The organism is Youxingia wuxianensis (assembly GCF_014385085.1).
GTDB classification, from domain to species: domain Bacteria; phylum Bacillota; class Clostridia; order Oscillospirales; family Ruminococcaceae; genus Youxingia; species Youxingia wuxianensis.
This window is the reverse complement of the sequence record NZ_JACRTD010000003.1, coordinates 250,343-268,473: the sequence shown is the minus strand read 5'-3', so window position 1 is coordinate 268,473 and position 18,131 is coordinate 250,343. Positions and strand designations below refer to the sequence as shown.

Sequence of the window (18,131 nt, the reverse complement as noted above, 5' to 3'; positions counted from 1 at the left end):
ATTTGCGCCGGAATACCTTTTTAAAAGCAGTAAATTGAAATTGGAGTGATAAAAGTGACAAACATGTTAAACGCCCTGCAAACTATTAAAGAGCAGGCGGCCCAGACCCTTTGCGACGTCGGCGATGTCAAAGCGCTGGAGGAACTGAGAGTAAAATATCTGGGAAAAAAAGGCGAACTTACCGCCATCTTAAAACAGATGGGAACTTTGTCCGCCCAGGACCGCCCGAAGGTAGGACAGCTGGCCAATGAGATTCGCGGAGATATTGAATCTCTGATAGAACAAAAGGCCGATTCTTTAAAAGCCGCTCTGCTGGACAAAAAATTGCAGGCGGAAAAAATTGATGTTACCATGCCGGGGAAAGCGGCCCCTATAGGAAAACAGCATCCTTTGAACAAGGTGTTGGATGAAATAAAGGAAATCTTCCTGGGAATGGGATTTTCCATAGCGCAGGGGCCGGAGGTAGAACTGGATTATTACAACTTTGAGGCTCTCAATATTCCGAAAAATCACCCCGCCCGGGATACACAGGACACATTTTATATTTCGGACAACGTGGTCCTTCGTACTCAAACTTCCCCGGTACAGATACGCACCATGGAAAAACAAAAACCCCCGATCCGTGTAATCGCTCCTGGACGCGTATACCGTTCCGACGCGGTAGACGCCACCCACTCCCCGCTTTTTCATCAAATTGAAGGGCTGGTAGTGGATAAAGGCGTCACTATGGCGGATTTGAAGGGAACGCTGGAGATGTTTGCCAAACGTCTGTATGGGGAAGATTCCGTAGTGCGTTTCCGCCCCCACCACTTCCCTTTCACCGAACCTTCCGCTGAGATGGATTTCCAATGTTTTGCCTGTCATGGGGAAGGCTGCCGTCTTTGTAAGGGAGAGGGTTGGATCGAAATTTTAGGCTGCGGCATGGTACATCCCAAAGTGCTCTCCATCTGCGGTATCGATCCGGAAGAATATAGCGGTTTCGCCTTTGGAATGGGGTTGGAACGCATTGTTATGCGCCGCTATAATATTGATGACCTGCGGTTGTTCTTTGAAAATGACCTGCGGTTCTTACAACAATTTTAAGCAGGGGGTTACGCTATGAATTTATCAATGAAATGGCTCTCGGATTATGTGGATGTGAGCGGTATTGCCCCTCGCCAGTTTTCCGAAGCAATGACCATGTCCGGCTCGAAAGTGGAGGGCTGGGAAATAGAAGGCAGCGAGATTGAAAAGGTAGTTGTAGGAAAAATTTTGTCTGTGACTGCCCATCAGGATAGTGACCATCTGGTAATATGTAAGGTGGATGTAGGCGCTGAAGAGCCTATACAAATCGTAACCGGCGCTAACAATGTGTTTGATGGGGCGATTGTTCCTGTCGCGCTGGATGGATCTACTTTACCTGGCGGCAAAAAGATCAAAAAAGGAAAGCTGCGCGGAGTAGAAAGCAATGGTATGCTTTGTTCTTTGTCTGAGCTGGGCTTAACTGCTCATGATTTTCCTTATGCTATTGAGGACGGTATTTTCATCATGCAGGAAGATTGCCAGCTTGGACAGGATATTCAGTCCGCCTTGGGACTCAACGACACCTGTGTAGAGTTTGAGATTACCTCTAATCGTCCGGATTGTATGTCTGTCACTGGTCTCGCCCGGGAAGCCGCCGCTACTTTCGACCGGGAGCTGAAACTTCCAAAGCCGTCGTTAAAGCCTGGCGTAGATTCCATTGAAAACTATTTGTCCGTAGAGGTTGCCGCGCCTGCGCTTTGTCCCAGGTATGTGGCCCGAATGGTGAAAAATATCAAAATCGAACCTTCTCCCCGCTGGATGCGGGAGCGCCTGCGGGCGAGCGGCGTACGCCCGATCAACAATATTGTTGATATTACCAACTATGTTATGTTGGAATACGGCCAGCCAATGCATGCCTTTGACCATAAATATGTAAAAGGCGGAAAAATCGTTGTGCGTACCGCTAAACCTGGAGAAAAAATTACTACTTTAGATGATGTGGAACGCACTCTTTCCCCGGAAATGCTGGTGATCTGCGACCAGGAAAATCCGTCTGCGGTGGCCGGCGTTATGGGGGGAGAATACAGCGGTATTCAGGACGATACTAACATGATCGTATTTGAATCCGCCTGCTTTAACGGCGCTTCTATTCGTACTACAGCCAAAAAACTTGGCATGCGTACTGAAAGCTCCAGCCGCTTTGAAAAGCAATTGGATCCGCAGACCTGTATTCCTGCGGTGCAGCGGGCCTGTGAGTTAGTGGAGCTGCTGGGAGCGGGAGAAGTAATCGACGGTATCATTGATGTAGACAATTCCAATCACGAACCCCGCCGGATTAAATTGGAACCGGATTGGATTAATCATTTTATCGGGATCAATCTGCCGGTGGAAAAAATGCATGAAATTCTTCTGAAGCTGGATTTTAAAATTGATGGGGACTATGTGATTGTTCCTTCGTTCCGCGGAGATGTAGAGCATAAAGCGGATGTAGCGGAAGAAATTGCCCGGTTCTATGGATATGATAAAATCCCAGTGACTGCCATCCGCGGCGTAGCCAACGGCCAATATACCGCCAGCCAAAAATTTGAAAGTTCTATTGATAAAATTTTATTGGCGCAAGGTATGACAGAGGTGGCCACCTATTCTTTTATCAGTCCCAAATATTATGACAAAATCGCCCTTCCTGCAGACAGCGAACTTCGCCGCTGCGTAGTTATCAGCAACCCATTGGGCGAGGATACCAGCGTGATGCGCACTTCTACCCTGCCTTCCATGATGGAAGTGTTGTCCCGCAATTACAACAACCGGAATAAAGCTGCTTCTCTGTATGAAATCGGTACGATCTATCTTCCAATAGAAGGCCGTGACCTGCCGGAAGAAAAACAGGTGATCACCCTTGGTATGTATGGCGAAAATGCGGATTTCTTTACTCTTAAAGGCGTAGTGGAAACGCTGCTTTCCTCCCTGCGCATCAAAGAATGCGATTATGTAGCTAACAGCGCCAATCCCACCTTCCATCCAGGACGATGTGCGGATATTGTAATCGATGGTCAGGTGATCGGCACCCTTGGGGAAATTCATCCTGTAGTATGTGAAAACTATCAAATCGGCGGAAAAGCGTATGCCGCCGTTATTGACGAAGCTTCTTTGTTCGCAAACGTATCTGAAGAGAGCGGCTATCGCCCGCTGCCGAAATTCCCGGCCTCCACCCGCGATTTAGCGCTTTTGTGTGAGGACGATCTGCCTGTAGCTGTTTTGGAAAAAACTATAAAATCTTCTGTGGGCCACATTTTGGAGAAATTGTCTCTGTTCGACGTATACCGCGGACAGCAGGTTGCTCCAGGCAAAAAAAGCGTCGCGTTTAATCTGACTTTGCGGGCGGCTGACAGAACACTTACGGACGAAGAGGCGGACGCCGCTGTCAAACGTGTATTAAAAGCGTTGGCGGGTATGGATGTCCAGCTGCGGGGTTAAGGTATAGTTTTCATAAAAAAGACATACAATAGTCTTACCGTTCTCTTGCTATCTTTTGCAATTTGTTGTAGAATATAGGTAATTGATTTTAAAGAGGTGATGTAATGCACGAACCAACCATATCCTTTTCTATCCATGAAGATAAGGAAAAACAGATTAAGGAAATTTTAACTGCTGTTTACGACGCCCTGCGTCAGAAAGGGTATAATCCGATCAATCAAATCGTGGGTTACATTCTCTCGGAGGATCCCACTTATATTACTACCCATAATAATGCCCGCAGTTTAATTCGCAAAATCGATCGGGATGAGTTGCTGCAGATGTTGGTAAAAAGTTATCTTAACGACTAGTTATACCTGAGAATACTACACTTCCGTCCTTTTGGACGGAAGTGTTCTCATTGGGGGGACATTTATGAGCAGGTCAGTATTAATTACCGGGGCCTCCCGGGGAATTGGACGGGAAAGCGCAAAATTATTTGCGCAAAACGGCTGGAAGGTGGCTGTCAACTATTGCAGCAGTGAACGCCAGGCGTTAGAGTTGGTAAAAGAGCTTTCGGATATGGGGAGCGAAGCGATTGCTGTTCAAGGGGATGTAAGCGACCGTTCCCAAGTGACCGCTATGGCGGCTTCCCTGCTGAAAGATTTTGGGGAGTTGGATGTGCTGGTAAACAATGCCGGCATTGCCCAACAAAAATTATTTACCGACATTACGCCAAATGACTGGGACCGGATGTTTGATATCAATATAAAAGGGATGTTCCATTGCTGTCAATGCTTTCTTCCCCAAATGATCCGCCGTCAGTCGGGAAAAATCATTAACCTTTCTTCTATCTGGGGATTGGTTGGTTCTTCCTGTGAAGTACATTACTCCGCTGCTAAAGCCGCTGTAATCGGATTTACAAAGGCGCTTGCCAAAGAAGTGGGACCTTCCGGGATCCAAGTGAACTGTGTAGCGCCGGGAGTAATTACCACTGAAATGAACGCCGCCCTGGATGCAGATTCCCTGAACGCTTTAAAGGAGGAAACCCCTCTTGGGATATTAGGCACGCCCCAGGATATCGCCCAGGCAATTTATTTTCTGGCGGAAAGCGGTTCGGATTTTATTACCGGACAAGTGCTCAGTCCCAATGGCGGATTTGTAATTTAAATTTAGGAGACAATAAAAATATGGACGTGACAATTAAGCATGCTTCCTTGGAGGATATTCCCCTTCTGAGCCATATTTTGGCCGCTTCCTGGCGGGTCGCTTATCGTGGAATGATACCGCAGGATTTTTTAGATTCTATTGAGGACGAACGATGGGTGACTCCCTTTACCTACCGTCTGACCAAAGGCGGCATGAAGGCGGATATTCTGTATGTTCAGCAGGCGGCCTGCGGATGTGTAGTTTACGGACCCAGCCAAAATAAACATTATTCCGGCTGGGGAGAAATATGCTGTTTGTATCTTTTGCCGGAATACACAAGAAAGGGTTATGGAAAACAGCTTCTTCTGTTCGCCATGGATCAAATGAAAAAGGAAAATATCCATGATTTTTATCTTTGGGCGCTGGATGAAAATTTGTCCGCCCGGAAGTTTTATGAAAAAGTTGGGTATACCCTCACCAGTGATATCTATACTGTGGAGATGGGCGGAAAGCTGCTTACAGACTATCGGTATATTTATAAAAATTATTAAAAAGAAGCAGGCTAAACGCCTGCTTCTTTTATTATCCAATCGATAGCGGAAAAAATATCTTTCTGCACGCTGTCTGGGGAAAAGGGATTTTCCTTTAAAACTTCTTCCTTTCCCCGCCCGGTCAGAACTAAAACGCCTTTGCAGCCTACAGATTTTCCTGTATTGATATCCGTCCAGCGGTCGCCTATCATGATACAGTCGGATAACGACAGGCTGTATTTCTCTTGAGCCTGTAAGATAAGTCCCGGCTTAGGCTTGCGGCAGCCGCAGTTGTCCTGATCATCATGAGGACAGATAAACCAGTCGTCCAGCCCATAAGAAGCCAGCTCCTTATCAAAATCATATCCCTTCCCCTTACCGCGGGCCACACAGGACTGGTTAGTGATGGCGATAGCCAAATAGCCCGCCTTCTGGAGCCGTCCGATCGCTTCTTTTAACCCGTCGAAAGGTATAAATTCAAAGGGGTACTCGCAGCTGGCATTGGCACCCATCGTACCGTCCCTGTCGATAAATACCGCTCTGTGTATTTTCTCCATCCTCTTGTCTCTCCTATCCATGACAAACTCCTGTGTCCTATTATAAACGGTTCGCTGGAGTTTGTCATTACATTTTTTCTATTCGCTCCCGCTTCGGACCTGCTCTCTTTCGTTTTTTAACATATAGTCCACTAAAAAATAAAAAGGCAAAAGCAGCCAAAGCATTCGAGTACTGCCATTGGGATAGTGAGATCCGCCGACCAAAATTACAGAAATAAATGTGGCGCTCAAAGAAAATACCATCGTAAGAAAAAGTTGTTTTGAGGACAGTAGGTGCAGTTTTCTAATCCACAGCAAGAAAATTAAAAATGAAACGATCCCATAGAGCATAGATGTTATTACAAAAGACAGAAGATATCTTTCCGTCTGGCATTTTTCCATAAAGATGAATTGCTTTGTATGCTGCATCCATTGGGACCACAGTTTTCCCCAAAATTCAAAATCTGACCAACGGGTAGGAATAAAACTTTCTGGTAAGGACCAATGAAAATCGGTAATCCACAAAAGCATCGCTATTATGAACGTCATAATCAGTAAACCAATTCCCATCAGTACCGGATAGTCTCTTTTTTTCTTTATCCAAAGAAACATCCTAAGCAGCAGCGTTGCAAAAATCGATGCTGGCGGCAGAAAGGCAAATAACTTTCCCATCCCCTGATAAACGCCGTTTGATATGCTGAAGTTTACCGAAATACCATGGCGGTAAGAAAATTCTTCTATCCCTCTTTGAGAAAAAGGGAGTCCTGCTGTAGATAAGGAAATCCTATCGAACGCTATCTCTTTTTCCTCTGGGGGAACAAATAAGAATAGTCCTTTGGGCGCGGAAATAATATTGCGTACAAAATATTTTCGCCCATCATAAACGATTGTCCCTCCCAAAGCGTTATCGTCTCCAAACAGCTGGTAGGAGGTTTGCTTATCAATAATACAGCCTCTAAGATCCTGCGGTGATAATCCCCCTGCCTGGGGAAATATCATCTCCGGCTGCCCTGAAAAAGCGATTGCATCCACAAAGACAGTTTTGCCCAATTCCAGACTTTCTAAGTTTTCATAATTTATCTGTTTCCAGGCAGTAAAGTCCAGCGAAACTTCTGTGCGCTTCTCCCTTTCCCTCATATGGGCAAGCTGTGAAAAAGAAATAGTGTCGCAGTGGAGTACAGAAATATTCCCAGTCCGCTCCAGTTGGCTGCTGGCGGCCAGCGCAAAGCTCCAGGCGCACAGCATGGACAGCAAAAGGGAGATGATCACAGTCCACTGCTTTCCCACCGGGATCATGGCGTTTGCAGGCGTATACGATCGCCTGCAAAAATATTTTTGTTGCTGGAAACGATTACTTTTGTATTTCGGTCCAACGGCCCGGAAACCGCCGCGGTAGTTTCGTTTTGGTCTTGTATGGTAACCACCGTTTCCTCGGCAATATATTCTTTTCCCAGTACCGTTTCCGTTTCTTTTACTGTGAGAATATATTTTTGTTGCTTCTCGTTAATTCGTATCGCGCTCAGCGGTACGCAAGTTTCATAATCTTTTGTCTTCTTGGAAATTTGTGCGGTTCCCGCCATTCCAATCCCTCCTTGTCCTTGCGCCAGGCGCAGAGTAACCTGGGATATGGCCGGATCGTCCGCCTTTGTTTGTATTTTTTCCACTAAGCATCCAGTAATTTTATCCTGATCGCCGGCGATGGTAATGGAACCTTTGTCCCCTAAGGAAACATATTTTGCATCTGAGACAGGCATTTGTGCTGTAAAGGAAAATCCAGAAGAATTTTCAGAGATCATAACCGCCCCTTCCCGGGAAGTTAACTTTCCCGTTTGTACCGCTATCTCGCTTACTACTCCATCTATAGGGGAAAGAACCCTCCCTTCTTCATTTAACAACTCCTGGAGTTTGTTGACTTCCATCTGCTGAAGCTGGCAGTCAATCGCGGTAATCTTCGCTTCGTTTTCCTGTTTTTGAACATCTTGCAGCGCACGTTTTGCTAAGCGAAGATCATCTTCCTGTTTATTTAGCGCATCCTCGTATTCCCGCTGAGCGCTATGGTAGGCATCCCGTAAAGAAAGATAAACAGCGTCGGTATCTTTCCAGTCTTGTTCTCCCTCTTCCTCTTCGTCATAGTCCTTGTCGTCCCCTTCATATTCATCGCTGTATTCCCTCAGTTTGCGAAGGGCTTTACGTCGGTCGGACGACGCCCGGCGCACCGCTTGCTCATTTCTTTCCTCAGCAGTTTCCAAATCTTCTTGGGCGCGTTGGGCGCCTAAAAAAGCATCCTGCTGATACTGGGACAACTGAAGTTGTAATTTTTGCAGGGAAAGCTGTTCTTTAAATAATTTCTCCTGGATACTCTGAGTATCCAAAATAAAAAGCGTATCCCCCGCCTGTATCTCTTCACCTTCTTTGATGTCTATGCTTTTTACCAGCATTCCTTCCAACGCAGTTACCGCAACCTTTCCATCCGCTTGGATGCGTCCTTCTCCGCTTGCTATATGTACAATCGGGCTTCGGGAGGGCAAACTTGTTTCCACAAGGGGTACGGTCAAGGAATCGGCCGCCCGGGAAAGGAAAGTACACAGGAGCATGAACGTAAAAAACCCCGTCAAAAGGCGCAGCGCTTTTTGCTGAATAGTTTTTTTCTTTTCCGGATTTTTTCTAAAATACAGTATATTTTTTATCTCCATAATCTTCTATTCCTTTACGCTGGCAGCGATAATTCCCTGTTCCAGGTAGCTCTGACCGTATAAAAATACCAAAATTGCCGGCGCCAGCGTCACAACTGACGCCGCCAACGCCAGCCCTGCTTTATCAGCGGCAATATCGGGAAGATAGAGGGACAGCGGCCAAAGCGTTTTATCCCGCAAAAAGGTCAGGGGCTGTTCAATCATATTCCAATATTCCAAAAAGCCAAGGACTATCGCCGACATAATTCCCGGCATTCCCAAAGGAATCCCAATATGAAAAAATACCTGCCATTTTCCGGCGCCGTCCAGCTGCGCGCTTTCAATCACCGCACAAGGCACTCCTCGAAAAAAACGATAGATAATAAACACTGGAAAAGTGGAAAATACCGCAGGCAGAATAATTCCCCAATGAGTATCCAACAAGGAAAACTGATCTAATACTAAGTAGCTGGATACCATCGTCACCTGAAAAGGCATAAGCATAAGTACAATATAAACAGTAAATAGATATTTTTTCCCTGGAAAATCAAACTGGGCAAATCCCCAGGCCGCTGGAACGCCGAATATTATCTGTCCAATTAAAATAGCGCCGGTAAGTTTTACAGAATTCCAAAACATTACAAAAAACTGCGGTTGGTCCAATAACAGCCGTACATATGGGCGCAATGTAGGAAAATGGGGCAGTAAATCCCAAGACGCATAGCCATAGGTCTCATTTAAAACCGGAGAGAGATTTTTAGTAAGCTCCGCGGTCCCCATTAAGGAACCGCCTGCTAAAAAAAGAACAGGAAGCCAGACGGCTAAACTGAGTGCTGCCGGCAAAAAAAGAGGAAAATATTTTTTCATCATTCTTTCTCCTCCCAAGCCCGGCGCAGCAGTAAAATTAACCCAAAAATCACCAAAGCTATTAAAACTGCCGCCGCCGAAAGTTTATCCATGGAAAGATCTCGAAACCAGTTGTTAAATAGGTGCTGTAACAAGTACATGCTGGTATGAGGATAATCTCCCGCTACCAAATACGCTTCCCGAAACACTTTAAAAGAATTTAAAAAAGAAAGTACGGTAATAGTGTATAAGGATGGCAGAAGATTAGGAAGAGTAATCTTCCAAAAAATCTGGAACGTTCCTGCCCCATCTACCCGGGCCGCTTCGAAAATTGCCGGGGAAATGCCGACAAGCCCGGCCAGCCATAAAATAATATCGTATCCTAAATTTTTCCAAAGATAACTCATCACCAAAATCCAAAACGCCCACGGACTGTTCATCCAGTCGCTTCCCTGTCCGCCTATAGAAACAATCCACGCAGACAGAAGTCCGTTTCTATGAAAAAGTACCCGCCACAATAACACAACTGACGCTACCGGTACCGCCATAGGTATAAGGAAAGTAGTTTTAAAAAATCCAGCCTGCTGCATCCGGCTGAACAGGACAAGCGCAATCAACAAAGAAAGACCAATTAAAAGCGGCATACAAATTCCCATAAACCGCAGGGTATTTTTTGCCGCTAAACGGAACGCCTCGTTAGAAAAAACGGTAAGATAATTGGAGAAGCCTACAAATTGGCTGTTCATCGCCCCCATAAAAGATCGGCGGATAACATCGGCAAAGGGAAAAAGTACAAAAATACTTACCCCCGCTAAACTGGGAGCGATAAACCAAAGACCGCTGAAATCTGTTCTTGTGCTTTTTCGCTTTTTCATATTATTCGAAGAGATATAATCTAAGTTTTTCTGTAACGGCGGTAACCGTATCTTCCAAAGACCTGGTCCCTTCAAAATACGGTACCGTTTCCTGGCAGATCGTATCCAACACAACTCTATCCACCGTTACCGGCGTACTCAAACCTTCCAACTGATCAGCCAAAGTATTCATAAACTGCTCCGAAGGCCATTTAATCTGCATTTCCATAGTGATCACCGGTTCATCGTCTTGTTCTTCGGTTTCGTCATCAGTACTCACGTAACCTATGCTGTAGTACATACCGTCGTCTTCTTCAGAGTAAGGGCTGTGCTGCGCTTTTTTAAAAGATGAGGAATTTACCGGCATACCATCTTCAAAATCATTGTCCTGTACCTCTTGTGAAAGGACTGTATCAATAAATGCAAGGGAAAGATCTTTCTGCATACTGCTCTGGTTAACACCAAGAATACATTTCGGCACAAATATACCGCTGACTTGGCCTGCCAAAGGCGTCAGCCTTCCCTCTACACTCTTATCCCTGATTGCAGCATCTGGCGCAGCCGCGGCGCTCAGAGTATTCATATCCCCCAGAGCCAAAGCGTGTTGATCGTATTTCCAATAAATAGAGCCGGATACTAAATCGTTATTAAGGGAAGCAATCTGCGCCAAATTTTCTTCGCTGATATCTTCTGCTTTTTCTTCCAGCTGAGAAATCCGCTGAATATCCTTTAGAAATTGGGAAAACTCTTCTGTTTTAATCGATCCGTCTTCTTTTATCCAAGCCGGAGCGCATACAGGATAAAACTGCCGGATTAAATTCGCTGGATAGGATACTTCCAACGGCCTTGCATAGTGGTCCTTTTCTTTCTCCAACCAATCCGCCAGTTGAGTAAGATTGGTAATTTGATCTATCGTGCTGGCTTCTCCCAGCATCATAGGCACCATAAAACGTCCGGGGACCGCATAGGTTTTTTTGTCCTCTCTCTGGTAACTTTCCGCAATATTGGATAACAGCTCCCCCGATGTTTTTTTAAGGTATTCGCTTAAATCCAGCAGAACGTTTTTCTCAATATAAGAATCAATCGGCATGCCGTCCAGAACAATAACGTCCGGCCCCTTTCCCGCCAACAGCTGCGTACTTAGGGCGCGCAGGGCGTCAGAGACGGTGACAGCGTCCTCTCCGGTCATTCCTACGGTATAAGTCACATGGGTATCCGGGTTAGCCCGCTGGAACAGTCCCATTGCTTGGCGGATCGTCTGGTTATCCTCCAAAGAGTAGACTTTTAGTTCTGTAGTGGGTACCGAAGGGACGTCCTGCTGGTAAGCATATTTTAAGAGGACATTTTTCTCCTCATCTTTATAATAAATCAGGAAATTTCCGTCCTCCAGAACAAAAAACTTCCTTGTAGTCATAGACGGCATGTTAAGAGAGGTAAGTTCCCCGTTAATTAATTTTTCCAGCATGGAGCCGTCCAGCAAGCGGCGGTAAAGTCCGGTGGGATCGCAATAGTAAATCGCGGTATGATCTTTGTCTACCGCCATTATCCGTTCAGAGGCAGCCGAACCATAAACGATCGCTTTCGGTGTACCGGCAGTTTCTTCCCCCTGGATGACAGAAATCGTTTCTAACGGTTCTCCAGAAATCAAATCATTGCGGAGGATTTTATCCCCGTCAAAATAATACACATCATTTCCAAAGGTGAGAAAATCCCCTATCTGATATCCGGTATCCGGCTTAAAGGTATTTTTTATCTCCCCGGTTTTACTGTCGACCTGGAGCAGGCTGAAATAAGTATTTAGTAAGAGATCTCCATTCTGTGCCACCTGTATGTCGCTGGCGCCCGCCCCAGTTTCGTCATAGGGCAGCTGGTAATCCATTGAAGTTACCGTTCCCTGAGCATCTACATAAACAAAAGATTCCTGTGGAAACTGTATTTCTTCCGGAGGAATTTCCCCTCGCATGACAGCTTCAATATCAATACCGCTCATATCGGTATAATAAATATATTTTCCGCCTGTCTGGTCGTAGGCAATACTGGAAATGGTTGATCTTCCCAAGGCGTCCAGCCAGGGGGCCTCCTCCTGAGACCAAGATATTCCCTGATCTTTGGAAACGTAAAGGTTCCAAGGGCCAAGAGCCTTTTCCGGATCTGTATTGGCAATCAGTTCTAAATTGCCCTCAGAAGTTTGTACTAAGCTCTCAATATAATTTACTTGTGCGGGCAGGCTGCATTCTTCCTCAATATAACGTCCCATAGCTATATTTTGAGTATTATCCTGTTCATTTTCAGCAGGGGACGCTGCTGAACAAGCGGACAATATTACGAAAATAAAAGCCAAAAATAAGGACAGTATTTGTTTTCCTATATGTTTCATCATTTATCCTCCAACATTTTAGTAATAGTCTTTCCAGCTATCACCTTACCATGATAATCTCTAAACTTTCTGGAAATTTTAAAGAAAGTTTTTAGATTTCTATGGTATACTGACACTAATAAATAAGTAAGGTAGTGAACACATGCGTATTCTTATGATAGAAGACGATGAAAAACTGTGTGAAGCCGTTGGTTTCCGGCTGCAGCAGGAAGGGTTTACCGTTGACGTGTGCCACGATGGGGACGATGGTCTGCGCTGGATTACCCAGCAGGCCCACGATCTTATTCTTCTGGACCGGATGCTTCCTTCCATGGATGGACTGCAGGTGCTTACCCAAATGCGTCTAAAAGGGATTATGACTCCAGTTCTTTTGATGACCGCTTTAGGGAGTATTGAACAGCGGGTAGAAGGACTGGATTGCGGTGCGGATGATTATCTGGTAAAGCCTTTCGATATGCAGGAACTGTTGGCCCGTATCCGGGCGATGAAACGCCGCCCGCGCACCTGGGAAAGCAGCGATATTGTTTCTTTTGGGGATATTGTCTTTGACAGCGCCGCTAAAACCTTACAAGGTATTTGCGGTAATTGTACCCTTTCCAAACGGGAAGCGGATCTTTTCGAAGTGTTGATTAAAAATCCAGGACAAATTCTTCCTCGCAGCGTGCTTTTCTCCCGGGTATGGGGACCAGACGCTCCAGTGGAGGACGGAAATTTGGACAACTATATCCATTTCCTGCGCCGGAGACTGAAGTCCGTGGGAAGTCTCCTTCAAATCAAAACCATACGGGGAGTAGGATATCAATTGGAGGGTGCCCATGTTTAAACGACTTCGTATACGCCTTACCGTGATCTGTACGCTTATTACGGGAATTATCCTGGCGGGGATGGCTTGGGGGGCTTTTTATATCTCTCAAAGCCAGCTGACTCATCGGGCTCAGGCTTCCTTTTTAAGCGATATGAATTCTATCCTATTTCATCTGCAGAGCCAAACGTTTATTGATCATACCTGGCTTTCTCAAACGGAAGCCAATGGCAATTTGATGATCGATATTATGGATAAAGGCATCCCGATCCTTTACAGCAAAAATAAACAAGGAGAAATACGCACTCAGCTTTTCGCAAAAGCTTACCAAACCGCTTTGGAGGAATTTAATTTTGATGTGCGCCGTCCGCCGGATTCCCACCTGCAAGCACAGCAAGTAAATTTTGAATTTGTAGATTATACCGGCCAAAAATATTACGGCGCCGTAGCCTCTGTTCCTCTTTCTAAGGGATGGATTGGGATTACGATTGTGAAATCCCAAATCAAAGATGAACAGCAGATTTTCTATCTTTTTTGGACTTTTTTGGGTTTGACCCTGCTTTCTATCTTTTTTCTTGGGCTGTTTGCCTGGCTATTTACTGCCAGGGCGATCAAACCGGTGGAGGAAAGCCGGAAACGTCAGATAGAGTTTGTTTCTGCCGCCTCCCATGAACTGCGTTCTCCTTTAGCGGTTATTCAAGCAAGTATTTCCGCCATGGAAAGCGCCTCCCTAACACAAGCCCAGCGCTTTTCACAAACTATCACAGAAGAATGCCGGCGCATGTCCCAACTGATCGCTGATATGCTTACTCTTGCAGGAGCAGACAGCGGCACTTGGCCCGTACATTGGGAAGAAGCGGAGATGGAAACTCTGGTGCTAAGTGCGGCGGAGCATTTTGAACCTATAGCGGAGAAGAAAAAAATTTCCATTACTTCCGTCCTGCCAGACACTCCCCTTCCAAAATGCCGGTGCGATATTCTCCGCATCGATCAGGTGCTTTCCATTTTACTGGACAATGCGATAAGTTATACCCCTGAAGGGGGAAAAATCGTTTTAACTTTGACTCGATATCACAAATCTATCCAAATCCGAGTGATTGACAATGGTCCAGGTATACCAAACGAACTGAAAGAAGCGATCTTTCAGCGGTTTTACCGTGTGGATTCTTCCCGAAGCAAAAAGGACCACTATGGCCTTGGGCTTTGTATCGCCCGGGAGATTGCCGCTCTTCATCGCGGAAAGCTTTTGGCGGAAGATACTCCCGGAGGCGGCAGTACTTTTGTGCTCTCCCTTCCCAGAGAATAAAACTTAGTGGAATTGATTGCTTGTAATGACAATGGGGATTTTCAAAGAGCTATTAAAGCATGTGCTTTTAATTGATTGGACAATTGATGTGGAAATAGAGTATAATTTATCCGTGGGATAACTCCGGATTTTCAGAGGTGAGGAAAATGCTTAAAAAGATAAATTATTTTATCAACATACTTATGGGAAGCTTTACTGGTGTTTTTATTGGCAGTGCGGTTTTTAAATATCTAGATTACAAAAAAAATCCAGATTTATATGTCATGCAATCGGCTCCATGGTATCTCAGCATTCAGATCACTGGAATTGCATTGATTATTGTCCTGCTAATTTGCGTGGTGATAAAAGTTATCCTCGGAAATAAGTTAAAACGGTAATCTTCTGTTTATTGGGGCGAATAAGTGAAAAAGCAGCAAAGCTGTCCGTCCTCGTCAACAGTGAGCAACTTTTCCCATCGTTAACAAATCCCACGTTCTTTGTTTATATGGCAAAAAACAATATAAATCTATTTAAAAACTTACAATTTATCAGGAGATTGAGCCATGAATCGTATAAAAATCATGCTATTGGGAATTGCAATAATTTTACTCGGAATTGCCATTTCTACAATGAATTTTTTTGGCTGGTGCGGTGGGGTCCTCGGAATAGTGATTGTTCTGATTGGTTTTTTTATGAATGATAGGGATCGTTAAGTCTCGTTTTCTTGCATAGCGCAAAACATCCTGTCTGATATTACTATCGGACAGGATGTTTTTCTGTTTTATACCCCGTTCACTTTAAGCGCGGGCTTTTTTTATTTACTTTTGTTCCAGCTGGCGCTCCAACCAGATGGAGGCGATATTCATCGCATCGTACAAATTGTTTTTCTCTGTTTTCTTAATAATCCGGTCCTTCATGCGAAGTTCATCATCAGTGGACCAAATCTGTACAGAAACTTTGGAAGGGAGCTGCATCTCCTTAAAAGGTGCGGTATCCAAAATCTGAATCATGGCCACATACTTTTCCGCCATATCCCCATAATAAATCGTATTTCCGCTTCGCACCAGGGGTTTTCCTTTAAACGTAAGCGATCCCGCCTTAGTCACTTTTTCTGCCATAAGCTCATCTACTCCTATCTATCTCAATGTAAATTTAAACAATTAACCATATTAATAATAACATAAAGCGCAAGGCAAGTAAAGTACATCAAATAGGTATATTTTAAGATTTCTATTTAATCTCCGCAACAGTTACGCCCGCTTCCCCTTCCCCATATGTTCCAAGACGGAAGGATTTGATATTCTTATGCTTTCGCAGCCGCTGATGTACCGCCGCACGCAAAGCGCCGGTGCCCTTTCCATGAATGATGGTAATGGTTGTCACCCCGGAAAGTACACTGCTGTCAATATACCGATCTAATTCCATGAGCGCTTCGTCCGCAGTCATTCCGCGAAGGTCAATCTCTGTTTTCACTTCCCGCTGCGCCTTGGATGTTACGTTTCTGGTGGAAACTCCAGAATTATTTATAGTCACTTTTTTGTCCTTTAAATCTACCAGACGCAGTTCGGACTGATGGACTTTGGTTTTCATAATTCCTGCCTGAACGCTAACATACCCTTGTCCATCCGGGTTGGAAAGAACGGTTCCTTCCTTATTTAACCCCGCCAGCTGGACAATATCCCCCCGGCGGATTGGTCTGGGCGGTTTATATTCCCCTGTTTTTTTAGTTACCGGGTCCGCCAAATCCTGCAGCTTTCGCATATTTGCTTTAAAGGCGACTTTGGCTTTTGAAGCCATATCGGCGAAGTTTTCACTGTCTTTTTTCTTGCGGATTTCCTCCAGTTCATCCAGCAATTTTTGCGCCTGAAAGTTTACCTGTTCTACAATAGACCTCGCCTGAGTTCTTGCCCGTTCGATCTCCCGTTCTTTTTCTTCCTCCATTTTTTTGCGTAAAGCATCCGCCTGCTGACGGTTCTGCTGCGCTTTCTGCCGCTGGCTTTGGGCCAGTTGACGCTCCTGCTCCAACTGCTGCCGGGTAGCTTCCAGCTGGCTGACTACATCCTCAAACCGAGCGTTTTCATTAGAAACATGCTCTTTGGCATTTTCGATTACCTGCTGGGAAAGTCCTAACCGTTCACTGATAGCAAACGCGTTGGAGCGTCCCGGCACGCCGGTCAAAAGCCGGTAGGTGGGGCGCAGAGTTGCTACATCAAACTCACAACTGGCATTTTCCACACCCTCCGTATTTAATGCATACATTTTGATTTCTGCATAATGAGTAGTCGCTATCACCTTCGCCTGCTGAAAGCGAATCTGTTCAATAATCGCTACTGCCAAAGCCGCTCCTTCTACCGGATCGGTCCCCGCCCCCAGTTCATCCAATAACACCAACGAGCGTTCGTCCGCCTGCTGTAAAATTTGGATGATATTGGTCATATGAGCGGAGAAAGTAGAAAGGCTTTGCTCAATGCTCTGCTCGTCTCCAATATCTACCAGCACCTTTTCAAATACTGGCACGGTACTGTTGTCGGCAACCGGCAGCATCAAACCACATTGCGCCATCAACACCAAAAGCCCTAACGTTTTGATCGCCACTGTTTTACCGCCCGTATTGGGGCCGGTTACCACCAAAGTATCAAAATCTTCCCCCAGACGAATATCAATAGGAACCACTTTTTCCGCGTCGATGAGCGGATGCCGTGCATGATGCAGGTTTATTATTCCTTGCTGGTTGATATGAGGAACGGATGCCTTCATCGCATCCGCCATACGGCTTTTGGCAAAATAAAGATCCAATTCCACCATAGCCTCATAGCTTCCCAGAATACTGTCGCAGCAGCCGCCTACCTGAGCGGAAAGTTCGGATAAAATACGGTCGATCTCTACTTTTTCTTTGTTCTGTAAAATCCGAATTTCATTGTTGGCCTCCACCACCCCAACCGGCTCAATAAACACCGTAGCGCCGCTGCTGGAAGTATCATGAATCAAACCTTTCACTTCATTGCGGTATTCCGTTTTCACCGGTACCACAAAGCGGCCGTCGCGCATAGTAATAATGCTCTCCTGCAAATACTTCTGATAGGTAGTGGATCGGACCATCTTGTCCAACACTTCTCGGGCCTTGGAGCCGGCGGCGCGGATTTTCCGCCGAATATCCGCAAGCTCCGGGCTTGCCTTATCCGCTATTTCTTCTTCCGAAAGAACCGCAGAGGTAATTTCCCGGTAAAGGTTCGGCAAAGCCACCACCGAATCCAGCAAAAATTCCAAGCTGGCGGGTTTTTCTTCCAACTGACGGTGCCAGCGGTCGATAGTATCGATGCTGCTGAGGATCCTTGCCACATCCAGTAGTTCTTTCATCGTAAGACGGGAACCTACCTGCGCCCGTCTTAAGCAAGCAGTACAGTTTATAAGCGATCCCACCGACGGCGTTCCATATCGGTTGGTCAGAGTATTGGCATCGACCGTTTTCTCCAATAACGCCTTTACCTCTTCTGTTTCTGTCAGCGGCTCTATATTTAAAGCAAGCGTTTTTCCATCTTCGCAGGAACAAAAGTCCGCTAATTTCACAAGAACCTTGTCAAGTTCTAAAGCTTTACAATATTTGTCCATATGTCCTCCTTTTCT

17 protein-coding genes are annotated in these 18,131 nt (G+C 45.5%); 9 read left to right on the top strand and 8 right to left on the bottom strand.

Annotated elements, in window-relative coordinates:
- The first annotated feature begins 63 nt into the window (after positions 1–63).
- From pheS to H8705_RS05555, 5 genes are all read left to right on the top strand, one after another.
- The gene (pheS, locus tag H8705_RS05575; RefSeq protein WP_262394939.1) at positions 64–1,083 is read left to right on the top strand and encodes a phenylalanine--tRNA ligase subunit alpha; all 1,020 of its coding nucleotides are present in this window, start codon (positions 64–66) and stop codon (positions 1,081–1,083) included.
- A 15-nt stretch (positions 1,084–1,098) separates the two neighbouring features.
- Positions 1,099–3,477 carry a phenylalanine--tRNA ligase subunit beta gene (gene pheT / locus H8705_RS05570; protein WP_262394834.1) on the top strand — a complete coding sequence of 793 codons (2,379 nt, stop codon included), beginning with the start codon at positions 1,099–1,101 and terminating at the stop codon, positions 3,475–3,477.
- Positions 3,478–3,581: 104 nt separating this feature from the next.
- Positions 3,582–3,827 carry an IreB family regulatory phosphoprotein gene (locus tag H8705_RS05565; RefSeq protein ID WP_262394833.1) on the top strand — a complete coding sequence of 82 codons (246 nt, stop codon included), beginning with the start codon at positions 3,582–3,584 and terminating at the stop codon, positions 3,825–3,827.
- A gap of 64 nt (positions 3,828–3,891) precedes the next feature.
- Complete coding sequence (ymfI, locus tag H8705_RS05560; protein ID WP_262394832.1) at positions 3,892–4,626, top strand: elongation factor P 5-aminopentanone reductase; 735 nt, start codon at positions 3,892–3,894, stop codon at positions 4,624–4,626.
- A gap of 20 nt (positions 4,627–4,646) precedes the next feature.
- Entirely contained in the window at positions 4,647–5,156 is a 510-nt protein-coding gene (locus H8705_RS05555) for a GNAT family N-acetyltransferase (protein WP_262394831.1), read from the top strand.
- Between the two features lie 11 nt (positions 5,157–5,167).
- On the opposite strand, the gene H8705_RS05550 is transcribed toward H8705_RS05555, so the two are convergent.
- From H8705_RS05550 to H8705_RS05525, 6 genes are all read right to left on the bottom strand, one after another.
- Positions 5,168–5,692 carry a D-glycero-alpha-D-manno-heptose-1,7-bisphosphate 7-phosphatase gene (locus tag H8705_RS05550; RefSeq protein WP_262394830.1) on the bottom strand — a complete coding sequence of 175 codons (525 nt, stop codon included), beginning with the start codon at positions 5,690–5,692 and terminating at the stop codon, positions 5,168–5,170.
- A 78-nt stretch (positions 5,693–5,770) separates the two neighbouring features.
- Positions 5,771–6,967, bottom strand: coding sequence for an ABC transporter permease (locus tag H8705_RS05545; RefSeq protein WP_262394829.1), 1,197 nt, complete (start codon positions 6,965–6,967; stop codon positions 5,771–5,773).
- A complete protein-coding gene (locus H8705_RS05540; protein ID WP_262394828.1) occupies positions 6,964–8,364 on the bottom strand; it encodes an efflux RND transporter periplasmic adaptor subunit in 1,401 nt (466 codons plus the stop codon). Before H8705_RS05540 ends, H8705_RS05545 begins: the two co-directional genes overlap by 4 nt.
- Before the next feature lie 6 nt (positions 8,365–8,370).
- Complete coding sequence (locus H8705_RS05535; protein ID WP_316248644.1) at positions 8,371–9,123, bottom strand: carbohydrate ABC transporter permease; 753 nt, start codon at positions 9,121–9,123, stop codon at positions 8,371–8,373.
- An 86-nt stretch (positions 9,124–9,209) separates the two neighbouring features.
- Positions 9,210–10,064 (bottom strand): carbohydrate ABC transporter permease, encoded by an 855-nt coding sequence (locus H8705_RS05530; RefSeq protein WP_262394827.1) that lies wholly within the window; start codon positions 10,062–10,064, stop codon positions 9,210–9,212.
- 1 nt (position 10,065) lies between these two features.
- Positions 10,066–12,423: an extracellular solute-binding protein gene (locus tag H8705_RS05525; RefSeq protein ID WP_262394826.1), complete on the bottom strand. Its 2,358-nt coding sequence runs from the start codon at positions 12,421–12,423 to the stop codon at positions 10,066–10,068.
- A gap of 139 nt (positions 12,424–12,562) precedes the next feature.
- Here H8705_RS05525 and H8705_RS05520 point away from each other — a divergent pair, with 139 nt between their 5' ends.
- The 4 genes from H8705_RS05520 to H8705_RS05505 all read left to right on the top strand — a co-directional run bounded on the left by H8705_RS05520 (position 12,563) and on the right by H8705_RS05505 (position 15,220).
- Positions 12,563–13,243: a response regulator transcription factor gene (locus H8705_RS05520; RefSeq protein ID WP_262394825.1), complete on the top strand. Its 681-nt coding sequence runs from the start codon at positions 12,563–12,565 to the stop codon at positions 13,241–13,243.
- Positions 13,236–14,528, top strand: coding sequence for a sensor histidine kinase (locus H8705_RS05515; protein WP_262394824.1), 1,293 nt, complete (start codon positions 13,236–13,238; stop codon positions 14,526–14,528). Before H8705_RS05520 ends, H8705_RS05515 begins: the two co-directional genes overlap by 8 nt.
- A gap of 146 nt (positions 14,529–14,674) precedes the next feature.
- Complete coding sequence (locus H8705_RS05510; RefSeq protein ID WP_262394823.1) at positions 14,675–14,905, top strand: hypothetical protein; 231 nt, start codon at positions 14,675–14,677, stop codon at positions 14,903–14,905.
- A gap of 165 nt (positions 14,906–15,070) precedes the next feature.
- The gene (locus H8705_RS05505) at positions 15,071–15,220 is read left to right on the top strand and encodes a hypothetical protein (protein ID WP_262394822.1); all 150 of its coding nucleotides are present in this window, start codon (positions 15,071–15,073) and stop codon (positions 15,218–15,220) included.
- 105 nt (positions 15,221–15,325) lie between these two features.
- Here H8705_RS05505 and H8705_RS05500 read toward each other — a convergent pair whose 3' ends face one another.
- Positions 15,326–15,625, bottom strand: a complete 300-nt coding sequence (locus H8705_RS05500; protein ID WP_262394821.1) for a hypothetical protein — start codon at positions 15,623–15,625, stop codon at positions 15,326–15,328.
- A gap of 112 nt (positions 15,626–15,737) precedes the next feature.
- Entirely contained in the window at positions 15,738–18,116 is a 2,379-nt protein-coding gene (locus H8705_RS05495; RefSeq protein WP_262394820.1) for an endonuclease MutS2, read from the bottom strand.
- Between the last annotated feature and the right edge of the window lie 15 nt (positions 18,117–18,131).